Source organism: Actinomadura sp. 3N508, assembly GCF_044326375.1.
Lineage (GTDB): Bacteria > Actinomycetota > Actinomycetes > Streptosporangiales > Streptosporangiaceae > Spirillospora.
In genome coordinates, this window is sequence record NZ_JBIRAX010000002.1 from 490,714 (window position 1) to 516,270 (window position 25,557).

Below are 25,557 nucleotides of genomic sequence, written 5' to 3' on the forward strand. Positions count from 1 at the left end.
TCCTGTCTGGAGGGGAGAGAACACCGTTCTGCGCCGCGTGGAACCCGACGACTGGGAAGTCGTCATGGCCCTCGAATCTTCGTCTTCCTATCAGCGCGCCTGGGAGCGAGTCACCGCGCCGCGCTCGCCTGAGAACTGCCGAGAATGGCTGAAGCGGGAGGCGGCGAAAGACCCCCTGGACGACAACTTCCTCCTGGCGATCACCGATCGCCAGCACGGCGGCATGGTGGGCTGCATCAACACGACCCAAGCAGACCCCGTGGCAGGACGCTTCTATCTGGGTCTGGCGGTCGCGCCGGAGCACCAGCGCAAGGGATATGCCTGGGAAGCCGGAATCCTGCTGCTCGGCTACATGTTCGGCGAACGCCGTTATCAAAAGGCGCAAGCTTATGTGCACGACTTCAACGAGGTCTCGCAGGCGGGCATGCTCGCCTTCGGCGCCACCCTGGAAGGCCGCCTGCGACGGCACGACTTCTTCGCCGGCCGCTACCACGACAACTTGATCTTCGGCCTCACCGCCGAGGAATTCTTCGCCGCCCACGGAACCGCAGGACCACGGCCATCAAGCTGACGTCCCGCATCGCCTGTCGTCCGGCCCTGGCTCGCCGTTCCCACCACCGTCACACGCAGAGGACGGCCGATCAGGCGAAGTCGGCCGCCGTCATTCCTGCCGGATGGCCGGGCGGCCACTGCACGAGCTCGATCCGGTAGCCGTCGGGATCGGTCAGCCAAGACGTCCGGACCCCCGGCCCCGGCTCCGCCGGAGGCTCGGCCGTGACACCCCTCCCCGCGAGCTCCGCGATCGTGGCATCGAGATCGTCCACCTGGACGACGAGATGGTTGACGGCGCTGACGTCCTCGACCGGTTTCGCGGGATCATGCACGAGCTCAAGGCTGACGAACGGATCGTCGGGCAACTGGAGCATGGTCAGGCTGCCGAATCCCGTCTCGGGAACGCCGCCGACCACGCTGTAGCCGAGCGCCGTGTAAAAGGCGAGCGAGCGTTCAAGATCGGTGACCCGCAACCCGAGATGCAGCATCCGCATGCTCGGCAGAGTAGCCCTGATCAATTCCAGGCTGACTGGGCCGTACTCCAAGGCCGAGAGTCGTACGCCGTCCGCCTGTGGCTCACAGCCTAAGAGCGCAGCAGAAGGCCGATTGTGCGCGAAATAGCCGTCGGTGTTGAGCCAGACTGATACGGTCTGTGATCAATTGAGTGCGACGAGTAGGCGGTCGTCGCCTCGCTCCCGTTCGGCACACCATGTCGACAACCAAGAAAGGTCAACCCCCACGATGCGACTCGTGAAGGCCACGGTGGTGGTGCTCGGCACCGTCGGAATCCTGGCGATGGCCGGCCCCGCGATGGCCTCGGAAAACATGCTCGGCGCTCCCCTGGTCTACGCCCCGGTGACCGGCACCGTCGAAAAGGGTGCCGTGGACACGGACGCCCCGGTGACGGGAACCGTCGAGAAGGGCGCGGTGGACACGGACGTGACCGGGACCGTGGAGAAGGGCGCGGTGGACGGGGACGCTCCGATCTTCGCCCCGATCTCGGGGAACGCCCCCATCGTCCCGATCGGATCCCCGGACGCCGGTCTCGGGAACGGTTGAGCCACTCCTAGGCCACGACGCGGCGGGTCCCGGAGGCACTGTGCCTCCGGGACCCGCCGCATGTGCGAATGCGCCGGTCCGGGCGAGTCCGGAAACGCGGCGCGTCCCCCTGACGTCCGCTGAGCGTCAGGGGGACGCGTCTGGGGCGCGGCCCCGTCCCGGGAGGTACGGGGGACGGGGCCGCGGGCCGCGCGGGACCGGGCGACGGTCGCCCGCGCGGCACGGCCTCAGTGTTTGGTCGCCTCCTCCGCGCCCGCGCCGGTGAGGGAGCGGACTTCGATCTCGGCGTACTTCTCGGCGTTGAACTCCTTGCTGAGGATCGTCCCGAGCCAGCCGGCCAGGAAGCCGATCGGGATGGAGACGATGCCCGGGTTCTCCAGCGGGAACCAGTGGAAGTCCACGTCGGTGAACAGGGCCTTCGGGGACCCGGACACCACCGGGGAGAAGGTCACGAAGAAGATCGCGGAGCCCAGGCCGCCGTAGATGGCGGCGACGGCGCCGGCCGTGTTGAACCGCTTCCAGAACAGGCTGTACAGGATCGCGGGCAGGTTCCCGGACGCCGCCACCGCGAACGCCAGGGCGACGAGGAACGCGACGTTCAGGCGCTGCGCGTAGATGCCGAGGACGATCGCGACGGCGCCGATGACGAACGCGGAGATCCGGGCGACGCGGACCTCTTCCCGCTCGGTGGCCTTGCCCTTGCGGAACACGTGGGCGTACAGGTCGTGCGAGAAGGACGACGAGGAGGCGAGGGTGAGGCCCGCCACGACCGCGAGGATCGTCGCGAACGCGACCGCGGCGATGACCGCGAGGAGGATGGTGCCGCCCGCGTCGCCGAACACGATGTCGCCGATCTTCTCCGCCAGCTGTGGCGCCGCGGTGTTGCCGGCCGGGTTCTCCTTGGCGATCTCCTTGCTGCCGACGAGGGCGGCGGCGCCGAAGCCGAGGACGAGGGTCAGCAGGTAGAACGCGCCGATGATGCCGATGCCCCACAGCACCGACTTGCGGGCGTCGCGGGAGGTCGGGACGGTGTAGAAGCGGATCAGGATGTGCGGCAGCCCGGCGGTGCCGAGGACGAGCGCCAGCCCGAGGCTGATCAGGTCGAGTTTGCCTTCCAGGCCGCTGGCCTCGGTGCCGTAGCGCAGGCCGGGTTCGAGGAAGTCCTTGCCCTTGCCGCTCTGGTCGGCGGCGTCGTTCAGCAGGGACGACAGGTTGAAGCCGAACTCGCTCAGCACGAGGATCGTGATGAGGGTCGCGCCGGTCATCAGCAGGACGGCCTTGACGATCTGGACCCAGGTGGTGCCCTTCATGCCGCCGAACACGACGTACACGATCATCAGGACGCCGACCAGCGCGATCGTCGCGCCCTTGGCGAACTCGCTGGTGAAGCCGAAGAGCAGGGAGACCAGCGCGCCCGCGCCGACCATCTGCGCCAGCAGGTAGAAGATCGACACGACGATGGTGGAGACGCCGGCGGCGGTCCGGACGGGACGGGGGCTCATCCGGAACGACAGCACGTCCGCCATCGTGAACCGGCCGGAGTTCCGCAGCAGCTCCGCGACGAGGAGGAGCGCGACGAGCCACGCGACGAGGAACCCGATCGAGTACAGGAACCCGTCGTAGCCGTAGAGGGCGATCAGGCCGGCGATGCCGAGGAAGGACGCGGCGGACATGTAGTCGCCGCCGATCGCGAGGCCGTTCTGGACGCCGGAGAAGGACCGTCCGCCCGCGTAGAAGTCGGTGGCGTCCTTGGTGTTCCGGCTCGCCCAGACGGTGATGGCGAGCGTTCCGGCGACGAACGTCAGGAACAGGATGATCGACAGGGTTTCGTTGCTCATCGGACGTCCTCCGCCTTCCCGGCCTCTCCCGGCTTCCCGGCTTCGGCCTCGATTCCGGCGCGGATCTTGTCGGCGAGCGGGTCGAGGCTGCGGTCGGCGTGCCGGGAGTACAGCCACGCGATGACGAACGTCGATAGGAACTGGAGGAGGCCGAACACGAGCGCGACGTTGATGGCGCCGAACAGCTCTGTGCCCATGAAGCCGCGCGCCCACCCTGACAGGACGACGTAGAGCAGGTACCAGCTGAGGAAAGCCGCGGTCATCGGGAATGCGAATCTGCGGAATCTGCGCCGGAGTTCCTGGAACTCCGTGCTGCTCTGGAACCGTTCGTAGACGGTGCCGGAGGCACTCTTATCGACGGACACGACCGTCCCTCCTCTGTAGTGACGCCGGTCACGCGACACGCTAAGGAGCGTGTCCGTGCAGGCGAAGGGGCCCGGCGGGAGGGTGCGTTCAGCTGCCGCTCATCGTCGCCGGTCTGCGGGCCGTGTCGATGAACGGTCCGTTTGGCGCGACGAACGGTCACCCGTTTCGGTCGCCGTGCGTGGCGGCGTCAGAACCGTTTCGGTCGCCCGGCGCCCCGGCGAACACGCCCGTTTCGAACGCCGCGTGTTCTGAGGGTCACACGCGTTTCGGGCGCCAGGTGCCGCGGTCGACGTCCAGGGACTCGGGGGTGTGCAGGCGCACCATCATCCGGGCCACGCCGGGCGGGACGCGTCCCGGCGTGCACCAGGACACGGCGATCATGACGGCGAAGGCGATGGGGACCGTCCAGGCGGCGGGCTCGGCGAGCATCGCGCCGAGGCGGCCCTCCGGCGGCCCGGCCGCGATGGTCACGATCACGGCGGTGCCCGCGAGCAGGCCCCCGGTGACCAGGCCCGCGAGCGCGCCGGGGACGGTCAGCCGCCGCCACCACACGCCGAGGACGAGCAGCGGGCAGAACGTGGACGCGGCGACCGCGAACGCGAGCCCGACGACGTCGGCGACGGCGAGGGAGCGGGCCGCCATCGCCAGGCCGAGGGGGACGACGAGCGCGAGCAGCGTCGCGGCGCGGAACGAACGGACCCCGCCGCGCAGGATGTCCTGCGCCAGGACCCCGGCGACGGACACGGTGATCCCGGACGACGTCGACAGGAACGCCGCGACCGCGCCGCCCGTCACCAGCGCGCCGAGCAGGTCGCCGCCGACGCCGCCGATGAGCCGCCCGGGGAGGGTGAGGACGACGGCGTCCGCGCGTCCGGTCATGAGGAGTTCGGGCGTGTAGAGGCGTCCGAGCACCCCGTACAGGGCTGGGAACAGGTAGAACGCGCCGAGCAGTGACAACACCATGACCGTTGTACGGCGTGCGGCGCGTCCGTCTGGGTTGGTGTAGAAGCGGACGAGGACGTGCGGCAGGCCCATCGTCCCGAGGAACGTGGCGAGGATCAGCGAGTACGTGGCGTAGAGGGAGTGTTCGCGGCCGTCCAGCGGCAGGGCCCATTCGCGGTCGGTGCTGACGGGCTCGCCGATGACGTGCGGGACGTCGGCGCCAGCGGGGAAGGTGACTGACGCGTCCTGGTCGATGTGGTGCCGCCCAGGGTTCAGGGTCAGCGGGACGTCTTCGTACGCGCGGCCGTCGATCCGCCCGTCGACGACGACCTGGACGGGTGCGGTGACGTCCACGGTCACGGCCGTCCCGACCGCGACCGTGGTGCGGTCGTCGAACCGGGGCGGTTCCTCCGACGTGAGGCCGGGCGCGCCGTCGTACCGCCACGCCAGCAGCAGGAACACGAGCGGGACGGTCAGCGCCGTGAGTTTCATCCAGTACTGGAACGCCTGCACGAGCGTGACGCTGCGCATGCCGCCTACCCACACGTTCACGGCGACGACGACCGCGACGAGGACGCCGCCCGTCCAGACCGGGGCACCCGTGACCGTCCGCAGCACCAGCCCGGCGCTCTGGAACTGCGGCAGCAGGTACAGCCAGCTGATCAGCACGACGAGGACGCTCGCGACGCGCCGCACCGCCATGGACTCCAGCCGCGCCTCCGCGAAGTCCGGCAGCGTGTAGGCGCCGGAGCGGCGCAGCGGCGCCGACACCAGGACGAGCAGCACCAGGTAGCCGCCCGTCCAGCCGACGGGGAGCCACAGCATGTCGGCGCCGTAGGCGAGGATCAGGCCCGCGATTCCAAGGAACGAGGCGGCCGACAGGTACTCGCCGCCGATCGCGGACGCGTTCCGCAGGGGTGTGACCGTCCGGGACGCGACGTAGAAGTCGGACGTCGTGCGGGAGATGCGCACCCCGAGCACCCCGATGAGCACCGTGGCGACGACGACCAGCAGCACGCCCGCCATCCCGTACGCGGCGCTCACGCAAGATCCTCGTCGCGGGGGGCGGACGCGCGGTCGACGAGTTCGGCGAAGTCGGCCTCGTTGCGTTCGGCCTGCCGGACGTACCACCAGCCGCAGGCGACGAACCACGGGTAGATGAGCCCGCCGAGCAGCACCCACGGCAGCGGCGCCCCCAGCACCTCCTGCTCGCGGACCTCGGGGACCAGGGCGAACAGCAGCGGCAGCCCGGCCACCACCGCGGCGAGGACGAGGCACAGCCGCATCGCGAGCCGGAGCTGCGTGCGGACCAGCGAGCGCATGTACGCCTCGCCGAGCCCGGTCTGCTCGTCGATCTCCCGCGTGACCGGGTAGCGGGGGCGGCGGACGGTGCGCGTCCGCGGGCCCGTGACCAGCACGCGGCCCGGCGCGGGTCCGGGCGGGCGGTCACCGTCCGGGCCGTCGCCGGACGTGGCGCGCCGGTCGCCGGGGCTCAGGAGGATCGCCTCGCCCTGCGGACCAGCAGGTCGCGCAGCTCGCGGACGTGCCGGCGGCTCACCGGGAGCTCCGCGCCGCCGACCATGACGGTGCAGCGGCCCGAGTCCAGCCGCAGCTCCTTGATCGCCGACAGCGCGACCAGATGGCTGCGATGCACCCGGACGAATCCTGCACCGCTCCATCGCTCGCTCAGCGCCGCCAGCGGGATGCGGACCAGATGGCTCCCGCCGGACGTGTGCAACCGCGCGTAATCGCCCTGCGCTTCCACGTACAGCACTTCCGCAGGCGTGACGAACCGGGTGACGCCGCCCAGCTCGACGGGCATCGGCTCCGGCTCGGACGGTGACGACGGCGAGCCCGTCCCGTCGTCCTCCATCCAGTCCTCGGTGGACTCGGTCACGCGCCTGATCGCCTCGTTCAGCCGCTCGGGGCGCACCGGCTTGAGGATGTAGTCCGTCGCCTTGATCTCGAACGCGTCGACGGCGTGCCCCTCGTACGCGGTGACGAAGACGATCTGCGGCGCGCGGGCGAACTGCGCGAGCACGCGGCCGAGGACGGTGCCGTCCAGCCCCGGCATCCGGATGTCGAGGAACACGGCGGCGATGGGGCGCCCCTCGGCGAGGGCGCGGTCGAGCTTGCGGAGCGCGGCGGCGCCGTCCCGCGCGGTGTGGATCTCGCCGATGCGCGGGTCGGCGCGCAGAAGGTGGACGAGGTCGTCCAACGCGGGCGCCTCGTCATCCACCGCAAGGACACGAAGGCCCACAACAAACCCCGCCCTTCCTGTACCGCCCGCCACATTCCAGTAAAAGGACGTCGATGAGTCAAGGGGCCGGGACCCGCCTCACCTGGCCGATTCGCCCGAAAGCGGTCACAGGGGGCCGGACGACGCGGTCACGCCGGGGCGGTACTTCGGGACACGGACGGTCACTTTGGTCCCCGCGCCAGGGCCTGTTTCCACGGCGAGACCGTACTCGTCGCCGTAAACCTGGCGGAGCCGCCCGTCGACGTTCGCGAGGCCGATCCCGGCCGCGTCGCCGTCCTCGCCGAGCGGGGGCGCCTCCCCGGACAGCAGCCGCCGGACGTCGTCGGGCTCCATCCCGATCCCGTCGTCGTCCACGCTGATCACGCAGTCGGACCCGGCGTCCTCCGCGACGATCGTGATGAGGCCGGGCTCGGACCTGTCCTGCAGCCCGTGCCGGACGGCGTTCTCCACGAGCGGCTGCAGGCACAGGAACGGCACCGCGACCGGCAGCACCTCGGGCGCGATCCGCAGCGTCACCCGCAGCTGCTCGCCGAACCGGGCGCGCTGCAACAGCAGATACCGGTCGATGGAGCGCAGCTCTTCGGCGAGCGTGGTGAAGTCGCCGTGCCGCCGGAACGAGTAGCGGGTGAAGCCGGCGAATTCCAGCAGCAGTTCCCGCGCCCGCTCCGGGTCGGACCGGACGAACGACGCGATCGTCGTCAGCGAGTTGTAGATGAAATGCGGCGAGATCTGGGCCCGCAGCGCCCGCATCTCCGCCTCCATGAGCAGCGTGCGGGAATGGTCGAGTTCGGCGAGTTCGAGCTGCGCGTCAACCCAGAGGGCGACCTCTTCGGCGGCGCGGATCAGCCCTGCGGGGATCTCCTCGCCGTAGGCGGCGAGCGTCCCGACGACGCGGTCGTCGGTGGCGAGCGGCACGACGACGACGCGGCGGATCGGGCAGTCGAGCCGGTCGCAGACCACGTCGTGGACCTGGGTGCGGCCGCTCGCCAGCGTGGCCTCGGCGTGCCCCGGCCCCTCCTCCGCGTGGTGGTCGTGCTCGCCGTCCCAGGCGAGGAGGCGCTCCCCGTCCGTGATCGCCAGCGCGGCGCAGCCGAGCAGTGCCCGCAGGTGCCGGGCGGCCTTCTGCGCGCCCTGCTCGGTCAGCCCGGCCCGGAACGCGGGCGCGGCCCGGGACGCGGTGTGCAGCGTCTCGAACGTCGCGCGCCGCGCGGGCCCGCCGAGATCGCCGGGGCGCCCGCGGCGCCTCAGCCACACCAGCGCCGGAACCCACGTCACCAGCAGCGCCGCGACGACCGCAATGCCCACATGCATAGGCCGAAGTTACGCGGTGGCGTGCCTTCCCGGGAGGGGTCCCGCGACGGCGCTGTCACCGTTGCGGCGAACGCGGCGACAGGGCCGCCTTGGGGAGGACTCACGGGCATGGGGCGTGTCTTTGCACGGGCCGGGGGCGCGCTCCGGCAATGGCGGCACCCGCCGGAATTCAGGATCAGCGCGTCGGCGTGGCCCGCGGACGCGCTCGCCGAACTCGCCCGCGCCATCGCCGCCCACCCGGCGGACGGCGTCCAGGCACCGGTTCCGGAGTTGCCGGACGGGTCGCTCGCGGAGCTGGCGACGAGCCTGTGGCGGCTGCGGGCGCGGATCGAGCGGATGGACGACCCGCCGCGCCCGGTCGTCCGGCATCTGGAGTCGGCGTGGGACGTCCTCGCCGGCACCGGAATCACGATCAGGGACCACGTGGGCGAGCCGTTCGATCCCGGGCTGGCCATGTCGGTGGTGGCGTACGAGCCCACGCCGGGCCTGGCGCGCGAGCAGATCACCGAGGCCCTGCGCCCCGGTGTGTACCTGGACGGACGCGCCGTCCAGATGGCCGAGGTGATCGTCGGCACCCCCGAGACACCGGCGACGGAGGAAGCGGGCAAGGGATGAACAGGACCACGATCGACTTCGGCATCGATCTCGGGACCACCAACAGCGCCATCGCGCGGCTGGACGGTGTCGAGACCGAGATCATCAAGAACAACGACGGGGCCGAGACCACGCCGTCGGCCGTGCTGGTCGACCGCCGCGGCCGGATCAGCGTCGGCCGCGCCGCGAGGGACCGCAGCGAGCACGATCCCGAGAACACCTGCGTGGAGTTCAAGCTGCGGATGGGGACGACCGGCCAGCCCAAGCATTTCGCCGCCGCCGGGCGGTCGATGGAGCCGGAGGAGCTGTCCGCGGAGGTGCTGCGGTCGCTGCGCCGCGACGTCGGGCAGCGGACCGGCGAGGAGATCGGCGCGGCGGTCATCACCGTCCCGGCGGCGTTCGAGCTCAGCGCGTGCGACGCGACCCGCCGCGCCGCCGAGATGGCGGGCATCGTCCACGCGCCCCTCCTCCAGGAGCCGACCGCGGCGGCGCTCGCGCACGGCTTCCAGGAGGACGCCGAGAACGCGTTCTGGCTGGTGTACGACTTCGGCGGCGGCACGTTCGACGCCGCCGTGATCCAGATGCGCGACGGCGAGTTCACCGTCGTCAACCACCGGGGCGACAACTTCCTCGGCGGCAAGCTGCTGGACTGGGCGATCGTCGAGGAGCTGCTGATCCCGGCGGTCACGCGCGAGCACGGGCTGACCGATCTGCGGCGCGGCAACCCGCGCTGGCGCAAGAACATCAACCGGCTGAAGATCGCCGCCGAGGCGGCGAAGATCCAGGCGTCCCGGGCGGAGTCCGCCGAGCTGTTCCTCGACCTCGACGACGAGTCCGGCCGGACGGTCGAGTTCGAGTACGAGCTGGCCAGGGCGGACGTGGAGCGGCTCACGGAACCGTTCGTCGTCCGGTCGGTGAACCTGTGCCGCAAGGCGCTGGCGGAGAGCGGGCTCGGGCCCGGCGACGTCGAGCGGGCGCTGCTCGTCGGCGGCCCGACGCTGTCGCCGTACCTGCGGGAACGGCTCGCCGACCCGCGCGAGGGGCTCGGCATCCCGCTCGACCACAGCCAGGACCCGATCACGACCGTCGCGCGCGGCGCCGCCGTCTTCGCGGGCGGCCAGCGGCTCGACCCGTCGCTGGCGGGCCCGCCGCCGCCCGCCGGCGAGTACGCGGTCGACCTCGAATACCGCCCGCTCGGGCCCGACATCGAGCCGTTCGTCGGCGGGCGCGTCACCGGCGCCGACCCGGCCGGATGCTCGATCGAGTTCGTCAACCCGCACACCCAGCCGGTCTGGCGCAGCGGGCGCATCCCGCTGCCCGCCGAAGGGACGTTCACGACCACGCTGTGGGCGGAGAAGGGCCGCGCGAACACGTTCCAGATCGAGCTGACCGACGCGACCGGCGCGGGCCGTCCCATCACCCCGGACACGCTGACGTACACGGTCGGGGCCGTCGACACGCAGCCGCCGCTCACCCACTCGATCGGGGTCGGACTGGAGGGCAACGAGGTGGAGTGGCTGTTCAAGCGCGGCACCCCGCTCCCGGCCCGCCGCCGGATCCTGCTGCGGACGGCGGTGGGCGTCCTGCGCGGCGCCGGGGAGGGCATGATCCGGATCCCGGTGCTGGAGGGCGAGCACCACCGCGCCGACCGCAACCGCCGGATCGGCCGGCTGGAGATCAACGCCGGGCAGGTCAGGCGGGACGTGCCGGAGGGCAGCGAGGTCGACTTCACGATCGTGATCGACGAGTCCCGGATGGTGGTCGCGCGCGCCTACGTCCCGATCCTGGACGAGGAGTTCCAGAGCGCCGTCAACCTGCAGACGGAGACCGTCCCGGACCCGGCCGCGCTGGCCAAGGACGCCGCCGCGGAGAAGCGGCGGCTGGAGTCCGCGCGGCGCCAGGCCGGGGAGCTCGGCGACTCGCGGGCCGGCGAGGTGCTGGCCCGGATCGACGCGGAGGGCATCGTCGCGAACCTGGACGCCGAGGTGAACGCCGCCGAGGTCGACCCGGACGCCGCCGTCGCGGGCGGCAAGCGGCTGCTGGACCTGCGCGCCGCCGCCGACGAGGTCGAGGACGAGCTCGAATGGCCCGGCCTGGTCAGCGAGGCGCGGGAGGTGCTGCCGCTGGTCCGCGAGGTCGTCGAGGAGCGGGGCCGGGCGGGCGACGTCCCGGCGCTGGAGGCGGCCGAGGCCGCGGTGCAGGAGGCCATCGCCGCGCACGACGCCGACCTGCTGCGCCAGCGCGTCACCGAGCTGCGGCGGCTCGCGACCCGGGTGCTGGACGCGTCCGGCGACCTGCCGTTCATCGCGTTCCGGGAGCTGTCGGCGCTGCAGCCGGAGATGCGCGACCAGCGGGAGGCCGCCGCGCTGATCGCCACCGGCCGCCGCGCCGCCGACGCGGGCGACGCGGGCACGCTCCGCGACGTCAACGCGGCACTCGCGGACCTGCTGCCCTCGGCCCCGCCCCCGACCGACCCGTTCAGCACGGTGAGGGCGGGCCGATGAGCGTCCCGGCACAGGCCGTCCGGGAGGTGGCGGTCGCGCAGGCGCGCGCCCTGGCCCGCGCGGGCCGCTACGCGGAGGCGGAGGAACTGCTGGAGGGCGAGGACGGCTCGGTCGTGCTCGACCTGAAGGCGCGCATGTACGCGCAGCAGGGCCGGCTGGACGAGGCCGACCGCTGCTGGGCCGGGGTCGCCGCCCTCTCCCCCGGCGACCCCGGTGCCGCGGAGGGACGCCGCCGCATCGCCCGGATCCGGGCGACGGCGGCGTCTCCCCGGCGCTTCGTCCTCGCACGCTCGGCGTTCCGGCTGGGGACGGCGTCCGTGGTGCTGCTCGCGTTCGTCATGCTGGCGGACGTCTGGCTGGACCGCGACGAAACCGGCGCGCCGCCGCGCCCTTCCTCGCCGGTGGTGCCGTCCGCCGCCGGTTCCCCAGATCCGATCGCGGCGCTGAAGCTCGAAGGCCAGGGCATGCGCATCGTCCACCGGGCCGACGAGATCGAGGTCACGTTCGAGCGCGGGCTCTTCCGCCGCGACGCAACCCTGACCTCGCGGGGACGGGCCACGCTGAAGGATCTCGGCGAGCAGCTGCGGCCCTACGCGGCCCAGATCTCCGTCACCGTCATCGGGCACACCGACCGTCGCGCCGTCCACCCGGGCGGCGGGTACGCGAGCAACGCCGAGCTGGGGCTGCTGCGCGCCACGGTCGTCCGGGAGGTGCTGCGCTCGTCCGCGCGGATCCCCACGGCCCGCTTCTCCGTCTCGACGCTGGCCGGTCTGCTGCCGCCGCATCCGGGCGAGGCCGCGTCCGGCGATCCCCGCAACCGGACGGTCAGCGTCCGCATCTCCGCGGCAGGTGGACGATGAACACCACGAAGACGTCCTTCCTCGACCAGGTCGGCCCGGACCTGTACCGGGAGAACCCCTTCCGCGTCACCGGCCTCGCGGTGGACGCCGCCGCCCGCGACATCCGCCGGCGGTCCGAGGAACTCCAGGTCACGGCCAAGCTCGGCACGTCCCCCGGAACCGGCTCGGCGCTCCTGCCGCTGGACCCGCCGCCGGACGCCGACGCCGCGCAGCGGGCGATCCAGCGGCTCCGCGACCCGGTCCGCCGCCTGGAGGACGAGCTGTTCTGGTTCTGGCCCTCCCGCGACGGCGACGAGGCCCTAGCCGCCCTGCGCGACGGGCGTTTCGAGGACGCCGAGCGGCTCTGGTCCGCGCCCGGCCCCGGGCGCCCGGCCGCCGTCGCCGCGCACAACCTCGCCGTCCTGGCCCACGCCCGCGCCCTGGACGGCAACGACCCCGGCCTCTGGGAACGCGCCCTGCGCCACTGGCGGACCGTCCTCGACACCGACGCGTTCTGGGACCTCGTCGCCGGCCGCGCCCGCACCGCCGACGATCCCCGGATCGGGCCGGGCGCCGCCGCGGAGCTGCGCGAACGCCTCCCCGCCGCCCTGCTGTCGATCAGCGCGCGGCTCGCCGTCCAGGAATCTCAGTCCGGCGAGCATGAGAAGGCGTCCGCCCACATCGGCCTGATGCGCGGCTCCGGATTCGACGACACCCTGGTCGAGACGGCGCTGCGCGACGCCGTCGCCCCCGCGACGTCCCGGCTCAGGTCGCAAAGCCGCTCCGCCCTCGAACGCGCCGACGCGACCCCCGAGACCGGGTACGGCGAGGCGATCCGCCTGCTCGAACGGGCCGAACCCGTCCTCGCGGGGCTCGGCGCGGTCCTGCCCGGCGACCACTCCCTCCTGGAGGGGCTGCGGGACGAGATCGCCGACTCCGCCATGCGCTGCGTCATCCTGTACGGCAACGAGACCGGCGACTGGAGCCCGGCGGAGGGCGTCCTGGAGCGCGCCGAGGCCACCGCCGTGTCGGCGAACGTCCGGACGCGCATCGCGGAGAACCTGGAGACCGTCCGCGAGAACCAGATCTACGACACCTGCTGGTTCTGCAAGGAGCAGCCGAGCCACGACCGCGCCGGGTTCAAGGTGAAGATGCACGGCGAGGTCAACGAGGAGATCACCGCGTACTACGCGCGGCGGATCACCTGGCGGAAGCTGACGATCGCGGTGCCGCGCTGCGCCGGCTGCGCGTCCGCGCACCGGACGCGCCGCGCCAAGGTCTGGGCCTACGGCCTCGGCTCCAACGTCGCGCTGTTCGCGCTCGGGCTCGTCCTGACCTCGACGGACGCCTTCGGCGCGGGCATCGTCCTGATGATCCTGACCTTCGCCGGGTTCGCGTTCGCCGCCGGTTTCGCGGCCACCACCCCGCTCTCCCGGGAGGCGCGGGACGTCCTGCACGCCTTCCCCGCCATCCAGGAGAAGTTCCGGGCCGGCTGGTCCTTCGGGCACAAGCCGCCGGGCGTCCAATAGCGATGATCATGCAGGTCAGCAGTGAGATGGATCATCGGTCCAGGGGCAGATAGTTAGGTAAAGTTAAGCTAAATTAGGCTCGCCTAACTTTCGTGGCGGGTTGGGGGGCACGCCACCGACCCTGGAGTACAGCTTGAGAGCCGTCCATCACCTCCGCGGCGCCGCGGCAGCTGCCGCCGTCACCCTCCTCGCCGTCGCCGGCTGCACCGAGAAGGGCGGCGGCGGGGAGTCGGGCGCCATCCAGGTCACCGCGAGCGACAGCGAGTGCAAGGTCTCGCGCACCGAGTTCCCCGCCGGGCACGTCAAGCTCGCCGTGGAGAACAAGGGCTCCAAGGTCACCGAGGTCTACATCTACGCGCCCGGCGACCGGATCGTCACCGAGCGGGAGAACATCGGGCCCGGGACCAAGGCCGACATCACGGCCGAGGTCAAGGCCGGATCGTACGAGATCGCCTGCAAGCCCGGCATGAAGGGCGACGGCATCCGGCAGAAGGTGACCGCCACCGGGCAGGGCTCGACCAAGCCGCAGGACCCGCGGCTGGACAAGGCCGTCGCCGAGTACCGCAAGTACGTCCAGGCCCAGGCCGACGACACCCTGCCCAAGGCCGAGAGGTTCGCCGCCGTCATCAAGGCGGGCGACATCGAGTCCGCCAAGAAGATCTACGCCTCGTCCCGCGTCGGCTGGGAGCGCACCGAGCCCGTCGCCGAGTCGTTCGGCGACATCGACCCCAAGGTGGACGTGCGGGAGGACGGTCTCGAACAGGGCCAGGCATGGACCGGCTGGCACCGCCTGGAGAAGGCGCTGTGGGCGGACAAGAAGATCGGTGCCGAGGAGAAGAAGCTCGCCGACCAGCTGATCACCGACCTGAAGGACTGGCAGAAGCGCGTCGGCACCGCCGAGATCAACGCGACGAGCATGGCCAACGGCGCCAAGGAGCTCCTGGACGAGGTCGCCACCGGCAAGGTCACCGGCGAGGAGGAGCGCTACAGCCACACCGACCTGGTCGACTTCCAGGCCAACGTGGAAGGCGCGCACAAGTCCTACGAGCTGCTCAAGCCCGTCGCCGCCGAACGGAACCCCGCCCTCGCCACAGAGCTGGACAAGCAGTTCAAGGCACTGTTCACCCTCCTCGACAAGTACCGCGTCGAGGGTTCCTCTGACGGCTTCGTCACCTACGACACCGTCGGCAAGGACGACCGCAAGGAACTCTCCGACGCGGTCAACGCGCTCGCCGAACCGCTGTCGAAGCTGGCGGCGGCAGTCGTGTCATGACCTCCGAGCGCACACCGAAGTCGTTCTCCCGCCGCGCGCTGCTCGGCTGGGGCGGCACCGGCCTCGCCCTCGGCGTGACCGCCTCCGGCGGTGTGGCCGCCGCCGCGATCGGCATCTCCGACGACGCCGAACCCGGCCAGGCCATACCGTTCCACGGCGCGCACCAGGCCGGGATCGCCACCCCCGTCCAGGACCGGTTGCATTTCGCCGCGTTCGACGTCACCACCGATGACCGGAACGCCCTCGTCGCCATGCTCAAGGAGTGGACGCGGGCCGCCGAGAAGATGACCGCCGGGCGCGCGGTCGGCGAAGGCGCGGTCGGCGGCCCGCCCGAGGGGCCACCGGACGACACCGGTGAGGCGCTGGGGCTCAGGCCGTCCCGCCTGACCCTGACCATAGGTTTCGGCCCAACCCTGTTCACCAACGACCGTTTCGGCCTCGCCTCCCGCCGGCCGCCCGCGCTGATCGACCTCCCGGTCTTCCCCGGCGACAACCTGGACCCGGGGCGCAGCGGCGGCGACATCTGCGTCCAGGCGTGCGCGGACGACCCGCAGGTCGCGGTGCACGCGATCCGCAACCTGGCCCGCATCGGCTTCGGCAAGGTGTCGGTGCGCTGGTCGCAGCTGGGGTTCGGCAAGACGTCCTCGACGACGCCGGACGCGCAGACCCCGCGCAACCTGATGGGTTTCAAGGACGGCACCCGCAACATCTCCGGCACCGACACGGCAGCCCTCAACGACCACGTATGGGTCTCGTCCAAGGACGGCCCGCCCTGGATGGCGGGCGGCTCATACCTCGTCGCACGCAGGATCGCGATGCGCATCGAAACGTGGGACCGCACGTCCCTCAAAGAGCAAGAAGACATATTCGGCCGCACCAAGGGCGAGGGCGCCCCCGTGAACCGCAAACGCGAGCACGACGAGCCGGACCTGACGGCGATGCTCCCGGACGCACACGTCCGGCTGGCGCACCCCGACAGCAACAACGGCGCCCGGATGCTGCGGCGCGGCTATTCCTTCACCGACGGCACCGACGGCCTGGGACGGCTCGACGCGGGCCTGTTCTTCCTGGCCTACCAGCGCGACATCCGCCGCGGCTTCCTCCCCGTCCAGACCCGGCTCGCGCGGATCGACGCCCTCAACGAGTACATACAGCACGTCGGCTCGGCCGTGTTCGCGATCCCGCCCGGGGTCCGGGACGCCACCGGCTGGTGGGGCAAGGAGCTGTTCTCCTGATGTTCGCGAACTACCTGATCGGACTGCGGGAGGGCCTGGAGGCCAGCCTCATCGTCTGCATCCTGCTCGCCTACCTGGTCAAGACGGAGCGGCGGGACGCGCTGCCCGCCATCTGGACGGGCGTCGCCATCGCGGTCGGCGTCAGCCTGGCCTTCGGCGCGATCCTGCAGTACGGCACCACCACCCTGACCTTCGAGGCGCAGGAACTCCTCGGCGGCACGCTGTCGATCATCGCGGTGGGCCTGGTCACCTGGATGGTCTTCTGGATGCGCCGCACCGCCCGCCACCTGAAGGCCGAACTCCACGGCAGGCTGGACCGCGCCCTGGTCATGGGCACCGGCGCCCTGGTAGTGACGGCCTTCCTGGCGGTGGCCCGCGAGGGCCTGGAGACCGCCCTGTTCATCTGGTCGGCAGTACAGGCCACCGGCGACGGAGCCCGCCCACTGGGAGGCGCACTCCTGGGCCTGGCCACCGCCGTAGTGCTCGGCTGGCTGTTCTACCGAGGCGCACTGAAAATCAACCTGGCCCGCTTCTTCACCTGGACGGGCGCGATGCTCGTCATAGTCGCCGCCGGCGTCCTGGCCTACGGCTTCCACGACCTCCAGGAGGCCCGCTTCCTGCCGGGCCTGAACACCAAGGCATTCGACATCAGCGAGGCCATCCCGCCAGGAAGCTGGTACGGCACCCTCCTAAAGGGCACGGTCAATTTCCAGCCCGACCCAACGGTCCTGCAAGTGGTCGTGTGGCTCCTATACGTAATCCCGACCCTGACCCTGTTCCTACGCCCCACCACCCGCAAACCGACCCCAACCCCAACCCCGACCACCTGACCCGGCCGGTGGGCGGGCCGGCCGGGTCTCGTGTCCGTCAGGGGATGTCGAGGTTGGTGGCCAGGGATTCGTAGTGGGCGTCGCCGTCGCCGAAGGACAGGGACGCGGACATGGCGTGCTGGGAGAACCAGTGCAGGTCGTGCTCCTGGGTGAAGCCGATCGCACCGTGTACCTGGTGGCCTAGGGCGCAGACGCGTTCGTACGCCTCGCTCACCCATGCCTTGGCCATGGACACTTCTTGCGTCGCGTCGCGGTTCGCGGAGAGGCGCCAGATGGCCTCGTAGGCGATGAAGCGGGAGCCCAGGACGTCGATGGCCATGTCGGCGCAGTGGTGCTGGACGGCCTGGAACGACCCGATCGGGCGGCCGAACTGCTCCCGTTCCGTTGCGTACTGCACCGTCATGTCCAGGACGCGCTGGGCGGCGCCGACCATTTCGGCGCAGGTGGCTGCGGCGCCGAAGAGGGAGATGGCGTGGGCGGCGTCCGCGTTGAGGGCGTCGGTGGCGGGGACGCGGACGTCCGCCAGGTCGACGTGGCAGGGACGGTCCGGGCCGATCGTGTTCAGGGGGCGGAGTGTTATGCCTGGTGATGAGGCGTCCACCCAGAACGCGCGCGGCTCGTCGCCGACGCGGGCCGCTATGAGGAGGCTCTCGGCGGACGCGGCGAACGGGACGAACGTGGCCGTTCCGTCGAGGACGAAGTCCGGGCCGTCGGGTGCGGCTGCGGGCCCGTCGTCCGGGCGGTCCCACGGGAGTGGGGCGGCGGTTGCGATCTGGCCTTCCGAGAGGGCCGTCAGCCAGCGTTCCTGCTGGTCGGGGGTGCCGTGGCGGGTTATGGGCATGCCGCAGGACGCCACCGAGGTCAGGAGCGGGCTCGGGACCTGCGCGTAGCCCAGTTGCTCGAACAGGAGGCATACGTCCAGGAAGTCGCCGCCCACGCCGCCGTGCTCCTCGGGGAAGGCCAGGCCCGTCCAGCCGAGTTCGACCATCTCCTTCCACAGGGCGGCGGAGTGGCCGGACGGGTCGCCGTCCATCGCCCGCGCCCCGGCGGTCGCGGCGCGGGACTCCAGGAGGTCGCGGGCGGTGGAGGCGATCAGCTCCTGGTCCTCGGTGAGGCTCAGGTCCATGGCGGCGGGACCTTGTCGGAGCGGACCCACACGCCGGGGCGTTCCTCCCAGAACAGCTGGACCAGGACGCCGCCGGTGTGCTTGGGGTGAATGAACGTGTGCTTCCACGCGGCGCCGTCAGTGACGCCCTCTTCGTCGTCGAAGGTGGGGATCTCGTGGTGCTCGCAGGCCGCGAGGGCCTTGTCCCAGTCGGCGACCTCGAACGTGACGTGGTGGGCGGCGGCGCCGTTGCGGTCCAGGAAGCGTTCGATGAACGAGTCCTCGCCGCGCGGCATGATCACTTCCCAGCAGATCGCGGAGCCGGGGATGTTCAGGACGAGGTCGGCCATGTCGGGATGCTCGTCGTCCGGCGTCCGCCACACCTGCGTGAACCCGGCGAGGCCGTGGTACCAGCCGGCCAGGAGGTCGCGGTCGGGGAACGCCTGGCAGATGTGGTCGAGCGCCACGATGCCCAGGGACGGCCCGGAGGTGGACGACGTTTCCGGGACGGAGGCCGACGAGTCGCCGCACATGTCGAGGTTGCCGGGGCCGCGGAGCCGGAACAGGACGCCGGGGCCGTGCTCGGGCGGGGTCAGCGACGCCTCCAGCCAGCGGCCGCGTGCGCCGTCGGTCGGTTTGATGCCGCGGACTTCGAGTTCCGCGCGGACGGCCTCAAGGTCGGGGACTTCGGCGCCCACGTGGTGCAGGCCGGGGCGTCCGCCGTGGTCGTCCAGGAATGTCTGGAGTGCCGAGCCGTCGCCGGCGGGCGTGACCACCTCCCATGCCTGGCCGTGGCTGCCCGGGATCTCCAGCCGGGTGCCGCGCGCGCCCTCGTCGGGGCTGTCCCAGCTCCGGACGCGCCGGAACCCGAACAAGCCCTCCAGCAGCGCGACCTGCGCGTCGAGGTCGGGGGTCACCTGCGCGACGTGATCGATGCGATAGATCTGCACGGGGTCCTCCTAGCTCGGGTGCGGCTCGATCCAGTCGTAGCCGTTGGTGACCAGTTCCTTGACCAGACGCAGGTTGTAGCGGTTCATCGCGGCGATCCGCTCGGCGAGCTCACCGACCCGCTTGTCGAACTCGTCCGCCGGGTAGACGTCGTTGACCAGGCCCAGCTTGAAGGCGCGGTCGGCGTCGATGCGGGCGCCGGTGAAGAGGAGTTCCTTCGCGCGGGCCTTGCCGATGCGTTCGGGCAGGCGTTTCACGCCGCCCCAGCCGGGGGCGGAGCCGCCGAATTCGGGCTGGTCGGGGTCGCCGTCCTCGGTCATCTTCGGGCGGTAGGGCGGGCGGGCCGAGAGGGTGATCTCGACCAGGCCGACCTTCGCGTTGTCCGATGCGACGATGAAGTCGGCGGCGAGGGCCAGTTCCAGGCCACCGCCGACCGCGTAGCCGTGGACGGCGGCGATCACGGGGACCGACAGCCGCTCCATCATGGCGAACGTCTTCTCGCCCAGGCGTCCCTGCTCGATCCGCTCGCGGGGGGTCAGCTTCTCCGACCAGCCGAGGTCCATCCCGGCGCAGAACGCGCGCTCGCCGGCGCCGCGCAGCACGACCACGCAGACGTCCTCGTCGTCGTCGACGCGGGTGAAGATGTCGCGCAGCTCGGTCATCGTCGTCGGCGTCAGCGCGTTGAGCTTCTCCGGCCGGTTCAGCGTCAGCCAGGCCACTCGTTCTTCGATCCGCAGATCGACGGTCTCGTAGGCGTTCTCGTCGGGCATGCGTGCTCGCTCCTCCTGATGGTCAGCTGCGGGGCAGGTTCAGGCCCCGGGTGGCGATGACGTTCCGCTGGATCTCGGTGGTGCCGCCCAGGAAGGTGGACGCCACCGAGTCTCTGCGCATGTGGGTGAACGTCGCGTTCATGGGGGCGCCTTCGCGTTCCCATAGCGCGGCGGACCGCCCGAACGCGCGCGCGCCCGTCCGGGCTAGGCGCTGGTGCAGTTCGGCGCCGAACAGTTGGTTGATGGACGCCTCGAAGTCGGGTTCGTCCCCTGCGGCCTGGCGCGACACCGTGTAGCGGGCCAGGTTGTACAGGACGCGGATCTCCGTCTGGCGGCGGGCTATCTCCTGGCGGAGGGCGGGGCTGCGGCGGGCGAAGCGGCGTCCGTCCGGGGAGCGCAGGTAGGTGACCAGCTCGGCGAGGGCCTGCTCGTACTTGATCGTCGCGCCGATCCCGGCCCGCTCGAAGCCGAGCGCGGACATCGCCACGTACCAGCCGCGGTTCTCCTCCCCGACCCGGTTCGCCACCGGCACCCGGACGCCCTCGAAGAAGATCTCGCAGAACGGCACCGCGCCCCGGATGTCGGTGATGGGACGGATCGTCACGCCGGGCGCGTTCGCCTCGATGAGCAGGAACGTGATGCCGCGGTGGGGACGGTCTGCGTCGGGGTCGGTGCGGACCAGGACGAACAGCCAGTCGGCGTATTGGCCCAGGGATGTCCAGACCTTCTGGCCGTCGACGATGTAGTCGTCGCCGTCGCGGACGGCTCGGGTGCGCAGAGACGCCAGGTCGGAGCCGGAGCCGGGCTCGGAGAAGCCCTGCGCCCAGGTCGCCTCGCCCTTGGCGATGGGCGGGAGGTGCGCGGCTTTTTGTTCGTCCGTGCCGTGGACCAGGAGGGTCGGGCCCAGGAGGAACGCGCCGATGCCGTTCACGGTGGGGACCCGGGCCCGCATCATTTCCTCGTGGAGGACGAATTCCTCCAGTGCCGACAGGCCCGCGCCGCCGTACTCCTTCGGCCAGTGCGGGGCTATCCAGCCGCGTTCCGCCAGGGCCTCGGCCCATGCGCGGGCGCCCTCACGGCGGCCGGGGTCGTCGGCGACGCGGTCGACGGGCCAGTTGTAGCCCGCGACGTCCTCCGGCTCCAGGCTCTGCTCCTCGTCCCCGGCCGGACGGTACGACTCGGGAAACCGCTCCCGGACGAAGGCCCGCACCTCCTCCCGGAACGCGGCCTCCTCAGGCGTGTCGTCCCAGTTCACCGTCCGCCCGCCTCCCGGTCCCAGGTCGTGTCGGTCAGGCCGTGCTCGCCCTCGGCGCGCAGCTTGTACTTGGCGACCTTGTCGGTCGGGGTGCGCGGCAGCGCCTCCACGAACTCGACGTAGCGGGGCACCATCGAGCGCGGCAGCCGCTCCTCGCAGTAGGCGATCAGCTCGGCCGGATCCATGCCGGTATCGGGTTGCACCACGATCGACACCTTGATGTCCTCGTCCTCCAGTTCCGAGGGCACGCCGATCGCGGCGCACTCCAGCACCGCCGGATGCTGGTTGATCTCCGTCTCCAGATCGAAGGCGGAGATGTTCTCACCACGGCGGCGGATGGCGTCCTTCATCCGGTCGAGGAAGAAGAAGTACCCGTCGTCATCGCGCCATACCCGGTCTCCGGTGTGGAACCACATGTTCCGGAAGCACTGCGTCGTCGCCTCCCAGTTCCCGTAGTAGCCGGTCGTGAGGACGAACGGCTGCTTCGGCCGCAGCACCAGCTCCCCCGGTTCGCCGGGCGGGAGTTCGCGGTCGTGCTCGTCCACCACGGCGACCTGGAAGCGCTCCTCGTGGGCCTGCCCGCACGACCCGACCCGCCACTCCCCGTACGGGCTGCCCGTCGCGATCCCCGCCTCGGTGCTGGTGTAGGTCTCCACCGACCGGACGCCGAACCGCTCCCGCATCGGCTCGTCGAGGCTCGACTTGCCCATGTAGAACGTCTCCAGCCGGTGGTCCTTGTCCTTGGACGTCGGCGGCCGGTTCAGCAGGATCGGGATCATCGAGAACACGCTCATGCAGACCTGCGCGTCGAAGCGGCGGACGTCGTCCCAGAACCTCGACGCGCTGAACCGCTCCACGATCGCGATGGACCCGCCGCCGAGCAGTGCCGAGAGCATGCCGTCCCACAGCGCCGCCGCGTGGAACAGCGGCAGCGGGCAGTAGATCGTCTTGCCCCACCGGTCGAGGAAGTCGAGCGAGTCGTAGGCGCAGGTCAGCGCCAGCGCGTGCGGCACCATCGCGCCCTTGGACGGTCCCGTCGTCCCGGACGTGTACATGATCGCCTGCATGTCCGCGAACCCGACCGGGACCTCGACGCGCCCGGCGCCGTCCCCGTCGTCCGGCAGGCTCGTCAGCTCCCGCGCGGGCTTGCCCAGCCGGTCGAGCAGCACCTCGCTCGCGGCGGCGTCCCGCACGAACACCCCGCCGAGCTTCGGCAGCCGCTCCGCGATCTCGGTGACCCGCTCCGCGTACGGCCCGTCGATGATCAGCCACTGGGAGTCGGAGCTGTCCAGGACGTGCCGCAGCAGCTCCCCCCGGTAGGCGATGTTGATCGGCACGGCCACTGCGCCGAGCCGCGCCAGCGCGAAGATCAGGTGCACGAAGTCGGCGCAGTTGGGCAGCATCAGTCCGACATGGTCGCCGCGCCCGATCCCGGCTCCGGACAGCGCGCGGGCCATCCGGTCGGCGGTGGCGTCCACCTCGCCGTAGGTGATCTCGCCGTCCCGGAACTTGAGGAACGTCTGTCGTCGGTGAACCTGCGCCTGTGACCGGAGAACGTCCCCGAGGACGAAACTCTCCAGCGTCTCCTTCCGCATCGGACCTCCGCTGTCGCCGCGTGCGTCGTCATGGATGGTGAGTGGGCCGGGTGGGCTGGCGGGTGTGGCAGTCGGCCGGCCGGTGGCGGCTGTCGGCGGACTGGTGGTGGCGGGTGGGCTGATGGCAGGGCGGATCACCGATGGCTGGCCGCAACCGGACATCGCCCTAAATAGATGAACACGAAACGTCATACCCGGCAACAGCGGCAAAAGCGGCCGAACACGTTCTCCAGGGCATCCAGCGGGGACAGCGGTCGATCTCTGTGACAAGAACCACACAAATCGACCCGCTGATTTCGGACGACCAGCCCTTACCTGCTACCCAGACCGTTAATGGATGGCGACCCGGGACGTCCGCCCCGGTCGAAGCCGCGATCATCCAGGCTCTGGGGCGCCATCGCGCTCCCTGACCCTTCGCTCCAGCCCGTCGAGGAGGGCCTGGAGGCCGAATTCAAAGGCGTCGCCAGGCCCGGCGGCGTAGTCGGCCGCGGCCGGCGTGTCCAGGCGGGCGCGCAGGCGCGGGTAGCCCATGGCGATCTCCTGCGCCTTGGCCATGGCTTCGTGGAGCTGCTCGTCGGCCTTGCCGCCCTCCCGGGCGAGCCTGCGGCCGTGTGAGGCGGCCGCGGCGGCCCCGGCCGCGTTGCCCAGCACGTAGGTGAACACGGCGGCGGCGGCCTGGTCCGCCTGCGCCTCGGTGAAGCCCGCCGCCTCGTACACGGCCAGATGGTGATCGTCGTGGCGGGCCTTGCCCTCCCCGTAGACGATGTGCGCGGCGAACGCCTGGACCAGCCAGGGGTGCCGGGTGAACATCCCGTAGAGGTCGGCGGCCATGGCGGCGACCGCGGCGCGCCACCCGGCCGCCGCCGGGTCCGGCAGGGCCAGCTCGCCCCACACCTGGTCGGTGGCCAGCAGGACGAGGTTGTCCTTGCTCTTGACGTGCCAGTACATGGCCGTGGCCGCGGAGTCGAGCCGCTTGCCCAGGGCGCGCATGTTCAGGCCTTCGAGTCCTTCGGCGTCCAGCAACTCGACGGCGGTGCGGACGATGCGGTCCCGGGTGAGCGTGTCGCGCGGCATGACCACCACCGTACGCAGGCGCTTTCACTAAGTTCAAGTCAGTTCTTGTACTTAGTTCAAGTTCTGGGCTACGGTCATGCTCGTCCGCCACTTGAACTAAGTACAAGTCAGGGAGTTGTCATGAACGTCCTCGCCGCCGCCATGCAGCTGCTCGTCGCCGTCGCCTTCGTCAGCATCCCGGTCGTCCGCCACCGCTTCGGGCCCGCCGCGAAGGCCGCCGCCGTGGCCGAGCTCCGGCGCCAGAACGTCCGCCCTGAGGTCCTGGAGGAGAACAGGCTCCGCTTCGACGCGAGCGGCCACGAGACCGCCGCGCCCGCGACCGTCGCCGCGATCATGACCGCCGTCGCCGTTCTCAATCTCGCGGGCGCCGACCTGGCCCGTCCGCTGACCTGGGTCTTCTCGTCCCTGGTCATCCTCATGAACCTCGGGATCGTCTACAGCAACCTCACCGCGGTGAGGTCGGTGACGGCCGCCTTCCGCCGCAAGAACGACCCGGAGCTGGCCCGCGTCGAGGTCGCGCCCTTCCTCAAGGCCGCCGAGAACGCCTTCCCCGGCTGGGTGCGCGCGCAGACATACGTGCGCAACACGACGGTCTTCGCCGGATCCGCCATCGCCCTCCTCGCCGTGACCCTCGGCTGAGAAATCCCGTGTGACCTATTGCACGCTCAGAGCGCCACATGTATACATACTGAGCTATGAGCACACGAAATGAAGCGGATGTGGACTGGTTCGCGCTCGCCTCGTACCGTTCCGGGGCGGATGGCGCGCTCCGTCCCGCGCTGGTCCTCGACCACGGGCGGATCTACGACCTGGCCGGAACGCGCGACGCCCTCGGCCACGGCGGCGACGCGCTCGCCGGCGCTGTGGACGACCTGCTCGCCGACTGGCCGCGGACCCTCGACGCGCTCCGCTCCCTGGCCGCCGCCGCCCAGGCCCGCCCGGACGCGCTGACCGAGATCCCCGGCGGCGCGGACCTGCTGGCCGCGCCCTACCGCCCGGCCCGGATCTTCGCCGCGACCTCCAACTACCTCGACCACGCAGACGAGATGGGCACGGTGCTGGCGGCGAAGGCCAACAGCCAGCCGTACGTGTTCATGAAGGCCGACTCCAGCGTCATCGGCCCCGGCGAGACCGTGGTGATGCCGGAGTCGTCCGAGCAGGTCGACTGGGAGGTCGAGCTCGCCGCCGTGATCGGCGGGGGCGGCCGGAACATCCCGGTGGACGAGGCCCTCGACCATGTCGTGGCGTACACGATCATCAACGACGTCTCGGCCCGCGACCTCAACATGCGGGACGACTTCCCGTTCAAGTTCGACTGGTTCCGCGGCAAGTGCTTCGACACCTTCGCACCGCTCGGGCCCTGGCTGGTGCCCGCCGGGTGCATGCCGGACCCGCAGTCGCTGACGCTGCGGCTCGCCGTCAACGGCGAGGTCATGCAGGACGCCAAGGCCAGCGAAATGATCTTCACCATCGCGGAGCAGATCGCGTACCTGTCCGGGATCCTCACGCTGCGGCCGGGCGACCTCATCGCCACGGGCACCCCCGACGGGGTGGGCATGGGACGCGGCGTCTACCTCAAGAGCGGCGACGTGATGCGCGCCGAGATCGAGGCCATCGGGGCCCTGGAGAACCCGGTCCGCTGACCGGTCATCGGGGGTGGTGCTTCTTCCTTCGTCCA

At 71.1% G+C, this 25,557-nt stretch carries 24 protein-coding genes; 11 read left to right on the plus strand and 13 right to left on the minus strand.

Annotation, left to right across the window (positions count from 1 at the left end; all coding sequences use genetic code 11):
• Positions 1-37 precede the first annotated feature (37 nt).
• A complete protein-coding gene (locus tag ACH34S_RS08570; protein ID WP_395951921.1) occupies positions 38-571 on the plus strand; it encodes a GNAT family N-acetyltransferase in 534 nt (177 codons plus the stop codon).
• 70 nt (positions 572-641) lie between these two features.
• Here the strand turns inward: ACH34S_RS08570 and ACH34S_RS08575 are convergent, their stop codons facing one another.
• Positions 642-1,040, minus strand: coding sequence for a VOC family protein (locus tag ACH34S_RS08575; protein ID WP_395951922.1), 399 nt, complete (start codon positions 1,038-1,040; stop codon positions 642-644).
• 253 nt (positions 1,041-1,293) lie between these two features.
• On the opposite strand from ACH34S_RS08575, the gene ACH34S_RS08580 reads away from it, so the two are divergent.
• Positions 1,294-1,611, plus strand: coding sequence for a hypothetical protein (locus ACH34S_RS08580; protein WP_395951923.1), 318 nt, complete (start codon positions 1,294-1,296; stop codon positions 1,609-1,611).
• A gap of 227 nt (positions 1,612-1,838) precedes the next feature.
• On the opposite strand, the gene ACH34S_RS08585 is transcribed toward ACH34S_RS08580, so the two are convergent.
• From ACH34S_RS08585 to ACH34S_RS08610, 6 genes are all read right to left on the minus strand, one after another.
• Complete coding sequence (locus ACH34S_RS08585; protein WP_395951924.1) at positions 1,839-3,449, minus strand: cation acetate symporter; 1,611 nt, start codon at positions 3,447-3,449, stop codon at positions 1,839-1,841.
• Positions 3,446-3,814, minus strand: a complete 369-nt coding sequence (locus ACH34S_RS08590) for a DUF485 domain-containing protein (protein WP_395951925.1) — start codon at positions 3,812-3,814, stop codon at positions 3,446-3,448. The genes ACH34S_RS08585 and ACH34S_RS08590 overlap by 4 nt, the downstream gene beginning before the upstream one ends.
• Positions 3,815-4,070: 256 nt before the next feature.
• Positions 4,071-5,801: a cation acetate symporter gene (locus ACH34S_RS08595; protein ID WP_395951926.1), complete on the minus strand. Its 1,731-nt coding sequence runs from the start codon at positions 5,799-5,801 to the stop codon at positions 4,071-4,073.
• Positions 5,798-6,175 carry a hypothetical protein gene (locus tag ACH34S_RS08600; protein ID WP_395951927.1) on the minus strand — a complete coding sequence of 126 codons (378 nt, stop codon included), beginning with the start codon at positions 6,173-6,175 and terminating at the stop codon, positions 5,798-5,800. Before ACH34S_RS08600 ends, ACH34S_RS08595 begins: the two co-directional genes overlap by 4 nt.
• A 74-nt stretch (positions 6,176-6,249) precedes the next feature.
• Positions 6,250-6,996, minus strand: a complete 747-nt coding sequence (locus ACH34S_RS08605; RefSeq protein WP_395951928.1) for a LytR/AlgR family response regulator transcription factor — start codon at positions 6,994-6,996, stop codon at positions 6,250-6,252.
• 126 nt (positions 6,997-7,122) lie between these two features.
• Complete coding sequence (locus ACH34S_RS08610; RefSeq protein ID WP_395951929.1) at positions 7,123-8,328, minus strand: sensor histidine kinase; 1,206 nt, start codon at positions 8,326-8,328, stop codon at positions 7,123-7,125.
• A 108-nt stretch (positions 8,329-8,436) separates the two neighbouring features.
• On the opposite strand from ACH34S_RS08610, the gene ACH34S_RS08615 reads away from it, so the two are divergent.
• From ACH34S_RS08615 to efeU, 7 genes are all read left to right on the plus strand, one after another.
• Positions 8,437-8,943 (plus strand): hypothetical protein, encoded by a 507-nt coding sequence (locus ACH34S_RS08615; RefSeq protein WP_395951930.1) that lies wholly within the window; start codon positions 8,437-8,439, stop codon positions 8,941-8,943.
• Positions 8,940-11,426 (plus strand): Hsp70 family protein, encoded by a 2,487-nt coding sequence (locus ACH34S_RS08620; RefSeq protein WP_395951932.1) that lies wholly within the window; start codon positions 8,940-8,942, stop codon positions 11,424-11,426. Before ACH34S_RS08615 ends, ACH34S_RS08620 begins: the two co-directional genes overlap by 4 nt.
• Positions 11,423-12,286 (plus strand): flagellar motor protein MotB, encoded by an 864-nt coding sequence (locus ACH34S_RS08625; RefSeq protein ID WP_395951933.1) that lies wholly within the window; start codon positions 11,423-11,425, stop codon positions 12,284-12,286. The genes ACH34S_RS08620 and ACH34S_RS08625 overlap by 4 nt, the downstream gene beginning before the upstream one ends.
• Entirely contained in the window at positions 12,283-13,794 is a 1,512-nt protein-coding gene (locus ACH34S_RS08630; RefSeq protein WP_395951934.1) for a hypothetical protein, read from the plus strand. The genes ACH34S_RS08625 and ACH34S_RS08630 overlap by 4 nt, the downstream gene beginning before the upstream one ends.
• Before the next feature lie 133 nt (positions 13,795-13,927).
• Positions 13,928-15,067, plus strand: a complete 1,140-nt coding sequence (gene efeO, locus ACH34S_RS08635) for an iron uptake system protein EfeO (RefSeq protein ID WP_395951935.1) — start codon at positions 13,928-13,930, stop codon at positions 15,065-15,067.
• Positions 15,064-16,302: an iron uptake transporter deferrochelatase/peroxidase subunit gene (gene efeB / locus ACH34S_RS08640; protein ID WP_395951936.1), complete on the plus strand. Its 1,239-nt coding sequence runs from the start codon at positions 15,064-15,066 to the stop codon at positions 16,300-16,302. Before efeO ends, efeB begins: the two co-directional genes overlap by 4 nt.
• Complete coding sequence (gene efeU / locus ACH34S_RS08645) at positions 16,302-17,132, plus strand: iron uptake transporter permease EfeU (protein WP_395951937.1); 831 nt, start codon at positions 16,302-16,304, stop codon at positions 17,130-17,132. Before efeB ends, efeU begins: the two co-directional genes overlap by 1 nt.
• 37 nt (positions 17,133-17,169) lie before the next feature.
• Here efeU and ACH34S_RS08650 read toward each other — a convergent pair whose 3' ends face one another.
• From ACH34S_RS08650 to ACH34S_RS08675, 6 genes are all read right to left on the minus strand, one after another.
• Positions 17,170-18,258: an acyl-CoA dehydrogenase family protein gene (locus tag ACH34S_RS08650; RefSeq protein ID WP_395951938.1), complete on the minus strand. Its 1,089-nt coding sequence runs from the start codon at positions 18,256-18,258 to the stop codon at positions 17,170-17,172.
• Positions 18,249-19,187: a VOC family protein gene (locus ACH34S_RS08655; RefSeq protein ID WP_395951939.1), complete on the minus strand. Its 939-nt coding sequence runs from the start codon at positions 19,185-19,187 to the stop codon at positions 18,249-18,251. The genes ACH34S_RS08650 and ACH34S_RS08655 overlap by 10 nt, the downstream gene beginning before the upstream one ends.
• A gap of 9 nt (positions 19,188-19,196) precedes the next feature.
• Positions 19,197-19,955: an enoyl-CoA hydratase/isomerase family protein gene (locus tag ACH34S_RS08660; RefSeq protein ID WP_132168723.1), complete on the minus strand. Its 759-nt coding sequence runs from the start codon at positions 19,953-19,955 to the stop codon at positions 19,197-19,199.
• Between the two features lie 22 nt (positions 19,956-19,977).
• Complete coding sequence (locus ACH34S_RS08665) at positions 19,978-21,210, minus strand: acyl-CoA dehydrogenase family protein (RefSeq protein WP_395951940.1); 1,233 nt, start codon at positions 21,208-21,210, stop codon at positions 19,978-19,980.
• Entirely contained in the window at positions 21,207-22,805 is a 1,599-nt protein-coding gene (locus tag ACH34S_RS08670) for an AMP-binding protein (protein ID WP_395951941.1), read from the minus strand. Before ACH34S_RS08670 ends, ACH34S_RS08665 begins: the two co-directional genes overlap by 4 nt.
• Before the next feature lie 375 nt (positions 22,806-23,180).
• A complete protein-coding gene (locus ACH34S_RS08675; RefSeq protein ID WP_395951942.1) occupies positions 23,181-23,879 on the minus strand; it encodes a TetR/AcrR family transcriptional regulator in 699 nt (232 codons plus the stop codon).
• 120 nt (positions 23,880-23,999) lie between these two features.
• Here ACH34S_RS08675 and ACH34S_RS08680 point away from each other — a divergent pair, with 120 nt between their 5' ends.
• Positions 24,000-24,518 carry a hypothetical protein gene (locus ACH34S_RS08680; RefSeq protein ID WP_395951943.1) on the plus strand — a complete coding sequence of 173 codons (519 nt, stop codon included), beginning with the start codon at positions 24,000-24,002 and terminating at the stop codon, positions 24,516-24,518.
• A 56-nt stretch (positions 24,519-24,574) separates the two neighbouring features.
• A complete protein-coding gene (locus tag ACH34S_RS08685) occupies positions 24,575-25,522 on the plus strand; it encodes a fumarylacetoacetate hydrolase family protein (RefSeq protein WP_395951944.1) in 948 nt (315 codons plus the stop codon).
• Positions 25,523-25,557 lie beyond the last annotated feature (35 nt).

Excerpts from the sequence above, each read along its gene's own strand:
- ACH34S_RS08575 (WP_395951922.1), bottom strand. The coding sequence starts at position 1,040 with ATGCTGCATCTCGGGTTGCGGGTCACCGATCTTGAACGCTCGCTCGCC.
- ACH34S_RS08580 (WP_395951923.1), top strand. The coding sequence starts at position 1,294 with ATGCGACTCGTGAAGGCCACGGTGGTGGTGCTCGGCACCGTCGGAATC.
- ACH34S_RS08585 (WP_395951924.1), bottom strand. The coding sequence starts at position 3,449 with ATGAGCAACGAAACCCTGTCGATCATCCTGTTCCTGACGTTCGTCGCC.
- ACH34S_RS08610 (WP_395951929.1), bottom strand. The coding sequence starts at position 8,328 with ATGCATGTGGGCATTGCGGTCGTCGCGGCGCTGCTGGTGACGTGGGTT.
- ACH34S_RS08615 (WP_395951930.1), top strand. The coding sequence starts at position 8,437 with ATGGGGCGTGTCTTTGCACGGGCCGGGGGCGCGCTCCGGCAATGGCGG.
- ACH34S_RS08620 (WP_395951932.1), top strand. The coding sequence starts at position 8,940 with ATGAACAGGACCACGATCGACTTCGGCATCGATCTCGGGACCACCAAC.
- ACH34S_RS08625 (WP_395951933.1), top strand. The coding sequence starts at position 11,423 with ATGAGCGTCCCGGCACAGGCCGTCCGGGAGGTGGCGGTCGCGCAGGCG.
- ACH34S_RS08630 (WP_395951934.1), top strand. The coding sequence starts at position 12,283 with ATGAACACCACGAAGACGTCCTTCCTCGACCAGGTCGGCCCGGACCTG.
- efeB (WP_395951936.1), top strand. The coding sequence starts at position 15,064 with ATGACCTCCGAGCGCACACCGAAGTCGTTCTCCCGCCGCGCGCTGCTC.
- efeU (WP_395951937.1), top strand. The coding sequence starts at position 16,302 with ATGTTCGCGAACTACCTGATCGGACTGCGGGAGGGCCTGGAGGCCAGC.
- ACH34S_RS08650 (WP_395951938.1), bottom strand. The coding sequence starts at position 18,258 with ATGGACCTGAGCCTCACCGAGGACCAGGAGCTGATCGCCTCCACCGCC.
- ACH34S_RS08660 (WP_132168723.1), bottom strand. The coding sequence starts at position 19,955 with ATGCCCGACGAGAACGCCTACGAGACCGTCGATCTGCGGATCGAAGAA.
- ACH34S_RS08670 (WP_395951941.1), bottom strand. The coding sequence starts at position 22,805 with ATGCGGAAGGAGACGCTGGAGAGTTTCGTCCTCGGGGACGTTCTCCGG.
- ACH34S_RS08675 (WP_395951942.1), bottom strand. The coding sequence starts at position 23,879 with ATGCCGCGCGACACGCTCACCCGGGACCGCATCGTCCGCACCGCCGTC.
- ACH34S_RS08680 (WP_395951943.1), top strand. The coding sequence starts at position 24,000 with ATGAACGTCCTCGCCGCCGCCATGCAGCTGCTCGTCGCCGTCGCCTTC.
- ACH34S_RS08685 (WP_395951944.1), top strand. The coding sequence starts at position 24,575 with ATGAGCACACGAAATGAAGCGGATGTGGACTGGTTCGCGCTCGCCTCG.